Source organism: Sutterella parvirubra YIT 11816, from assembly GCF_000250875.1.
Classification (GTDB): Bacteria; Pseudomonadota; Gammaproteobacteria; order Burkholderiales; family Burkholderiaceae_F; genus Sutterella; species Sutterella parvirubra.
Genome location: NZ_JH605018.1, coordinates 1 through 3703 on the forward strand (window position 1 = coordinate 1; position 3703 = coordinate 3703).

The 3703-nt window shown below is 66.4% G+C and carries 2 protein-coding genes; both read right to left on the reverse strand.

The features are described from left to right. Positions 1–79 precede the first annotated feature (79 nt). Positions 80–1984 carry a HAMP domain-containing protein gene (locus HMPREF9440_RS09670; RefSeq protein ID WP_008543784.1) on the reverse strand — a complete coding sequence of 635 codons (1905 nt, stop codon included), beginning with the start codon at positions 1982–1984 and terminating at the stop codon, positions 80–82. Then, on the reverse strand, positions 1981–3703 hold a 1723-nt coding region (locus HMPREF9440_RS09675), incomplete at its 5' end, for a DNA gyrase subunit A (protein WP_008543785.1). The genes HMPREF9440_RS09670 and HMPREF9440_RS09675, both read right to left, overlap by 4 nt.

Here is a 3703-nt window from a genome sequence, read left to right on the forward strand (position 1 = left end):
ACGAGGGTTTCCTGAGGGATTTCTATGAAGGGCCGCGGTTTCGACGCCGCGGCCCTTTCGTTGGTGGTGATCAGGCGGCTCAGCCTTCCCCGCGGGCGTCCGCTGGAAGAACGAGCGTGACGCGCGTCCCCCCGATCGGACTCGCACGCTCGACCGTCACCGTCGCGCCGATCTTGCTCGCGCGCTCCGACATGATGGAGAGCCCCACGTGCTGGCCGCGGCGCTCGGCGACGAGCTTGTCGTCCAAGCCCACGCCGTCGTCCGTCACGATGACGCGCAGATCCGCCTGGTTGTCGATCCTCACCTCGACCGTATCGGCTTCGGCGTGCTTTCTGACGTTCGAGAGCGCCTCCTGCACGATGAAGATCACCTGAAGCTTCTGCTTTTCCGTGAGGTCCGGGCCGTTCCCCGTGACGGTCAGACGCGCCGCCACGCCCGACTGCCCTTCGAAGCGGTCGATCACGGTCTGGATGCCGTCCACGAACCCTTCCTTGTGGAGGCGTTCGCGGAAGTTCAAGAGGAGCTCGCGCACGTCCTCGTAGCACTCCTGCACGCCCGTCTGAATGGCCGAGAGCGAATCGTCTCGGAGCTGCTTGTCGTCCGTCTTGATGGCGTCGGACAAGAACTGCACCTGGAGGTTGAGGAACGACAACGCCTGCGCGATCGAGTCGTGGAGGCCCTGCGCGAGGAGCTGGCGCTCCTGCACGACCGCGAACTGGCGGTCGCGCTCGATCAAGCGCCGGTTGTCGATCGCGACGCCGAGGTGCGAGGAGAAGCTCTCCAAGAGCTGCACCATCTGGCTCGAGAATTCGGGTTCGTCCCGGAAGACGAGCGTCAAGACGCCCACGTCGCTCGCGGAACTCCTCACCTGGAAGGCGAACCCCGAGCGGAACCCTTCGGCGACCAACGCCTTCGCCTGGTCCGTCTCCATCGTCGCGAAGCGCACGCGGATCGGGTAGTACTTCGCCAAAACGTTCGACGCGTGGCTCCCCTCATAGGGCGTGTCGCGGAAGGCCTTCAAGGTGTCCGCGCCCAGCCCGTAGAAGGCCGCGGCGTGGACGCGCTGGGAGCGCTGGTTCAGGAGCTCCACGACGCAGCCGTCCGCTTCGGTGTAGCGGATGATGCGCTCGACGAAGCCGTCCAGCATCTCCTCAATGGGCGCCTGCTGCGAGAAGAACGACGTGATCTCGTAGAGCTGCGCCAGGTGCCGGTTCTTCTCTTCGACCGAGACCGTCTTTTCCGCGACCTTCTGCTCCAGGTTGTCGTAGAGGTCTTCGAGGCGGTCCGCCATGCGGTTGAACCCGTGCGCGATCTGCCCCACTTCGTCGCGGCTGTGGATTTCGACGCGCGCGGTGAGGTCGCCGCTCGAGAGCCTCCGGATCCCGTCCCCCAGGCGCTCCAGCGGACGGATCACCCAATTGAGAAGCAGCGCCACGATCACGAAGAGACTCCCGATCGCGAGCACGATCAAGAGAACCTGCAGGTAGCGGAGCTGCCAGAGGTAGCCTGCGCGCGCCGTGTCGATGCGGTCGGTCAGGGCCGTCACCTGTTCGGTGAAGAGGCGCACGAGCCCCATGTTGACGGGCGTGCCCGTCTCATGCGCTTCGCGAAGCTTCGGGAGCATCGCGGTGCGCCAGGCGGAGCTGATCTGCTCGAAGCTCTTCCGGACGGATTCGTCTTTGGGAAGGTAGAGCGGCTGCCAGGCGTTCCCCGCTTCGATCCGCTGAAGGAGCTGCGCCGTCTCGCGCACTTCGCGCTCGAAGACCGCGCCGCTCGTCGCGGGCTGAGCGACGAGCGCGGTGCGGTAGATGTTGTTGCGGAGCTCACCCACGGCGAACTTCGCCGCGGCGCTCGCTTCGAGCTCCCAGTTGAGGAGCATCGTGTACCCGATGCTGCTCACGATGAAGCTCACCCAGAGGAGCGTCAAGAGCGGCAGCTTGACCGCAAGCGACCGGAGCGAGGCCGTCGTAAAGCGTTTCGTCATTCATCGCTCCCGGGAATGGTCACGGGCGCGTCCCCGTCGGTGATCACGAGTTCGAGGACGCCGTTTCCAACCGGGGGCTCCCCGGTCGGCTCCGACGCGTCGCGCGGGACCGCCTCGACCTTTTCGGCGCGCCACGTGAGCGCCAGGACCTTCCCGCGGCGGCCGCGTCGGCCGATCATCGCGGGGAAGGCCTTGCGGCCGTAGGCCGCTTCGCGGGCCTTGCCGCCGCGGCCGGTGCCGCTGATGCGGCAGCCCTTGTCGTCGAGACCGCAGGCCGAAACGAGACGGTCGCCGGTTTCCAAAGACATCAGCGTGACGCCCTTCCCGCCCGAGGCAACGAGGCGCACTTCCTCCGCGGGGAACGCGAGGAACCGGCCCTTCGCGGACAAGCACCCCAGAAGCGGCCGGTCGGGGTCGACGACGACGGGCGGCAGCAGCGTCTTCCCAGGATTGAGTTTGATGAAGGTGCGGCCGGCACGCACGCGGGTCGCGAGGTCCTTGATGTGGCAGGCGACGCCGAAGCCGTCCGACGTAATGAAGATCACCGTTTGGTCGGGCTGCCCCATCACGAAGGCGACGGGCTGCGCGCCGCGCTCCATCTCAATGAAGGCGGACAAGGGCGAGCCGTCGCCGCGGCCGCCCGGGAGGTTCGCCACGGGAATCGCGTAGATGCGGCCGCGGTCGTCCAAGACCGTGAGGGTGTCGACCGAGCGGCATTCGAACTGCTGCAGGAACCCGTCGCCCGGCTTGAAGCTCATCAGGCTGCAGTCGTGGCCGTGGCCGGTGCGGCTCCGCAGGAACCCCTTTTCCGACACGACGACCGTCACGGGTTCGTCCGCGACCTTCTTTTCCGACGGCGCCACGGCGTCCGCCGCCTCGACGAGCGTGCGGCGGGCGTCGCCGAACTTCTTCGCGGCGGCGCGGATTTCGGTGATGACCTGACGCCGAAGAACCCCTTCGTTCGCAAGGAGGCGTTCGAGCGACGCGCGCTCCTTGTTGAGCTTTTCGAGTTCGCGTTCGATCGCGAGGGCTTCGAGTTTCGCCAACTGGCGCAGGCGCATCTCAAGGATGTCGTCCGCCTGACGCTCGGTGAGCGCGAATTCGCGCATCAGGTCGGGCTTCGGCTCTTCGCTGTTCCTGATCACCTCGATCACGCGGTCGAGGTTGAGGAACACGATCCGGCGGCCTTCATAGACGTGGATGCGGTCGAGGACCTTCTCCAGGCGCGTCCGGCTCCGGCGGCGCACCGTCTCGGTACGGAACGTGATCCACTCGCGCAGGATGTCGAGAAGCCCCTTCTGCTGGGGCTTCTTGTCGATCCCGATCATGACGAGGTTCACAGGCACGTTCGACTCGAGGTCGGTCTGCGCGAGGAGCGTCGTCACGAATTCCTGACGGTCGACGCGCGCGGACTTGGGCTCAAAGACCAGGCGCACCGCGACGTCCTTCCCGGACTCGTCGCGCACGCGGTCGAGGAGCGCCAGCATCGAGCTCTTGTCGTGAATCTGCGCGGCCGAAAGGGTCTTCTTCCCCTTCTTGATCTTCGGGTTGGTGATCTGCTCGATCCTGTCCAGAACGTCGCGGGAGGACGTCGCCGGGGGCAATTCGTCCACCACCAACTGCCACTGCCCGCGCGAGAGCTCTTCGAAGTGCCAGCGGGCGCGCACGCGGAGCTTCCCGCGGCCCGTGCGGTAGATGGAGCGGATCTCGGAGCGCGAC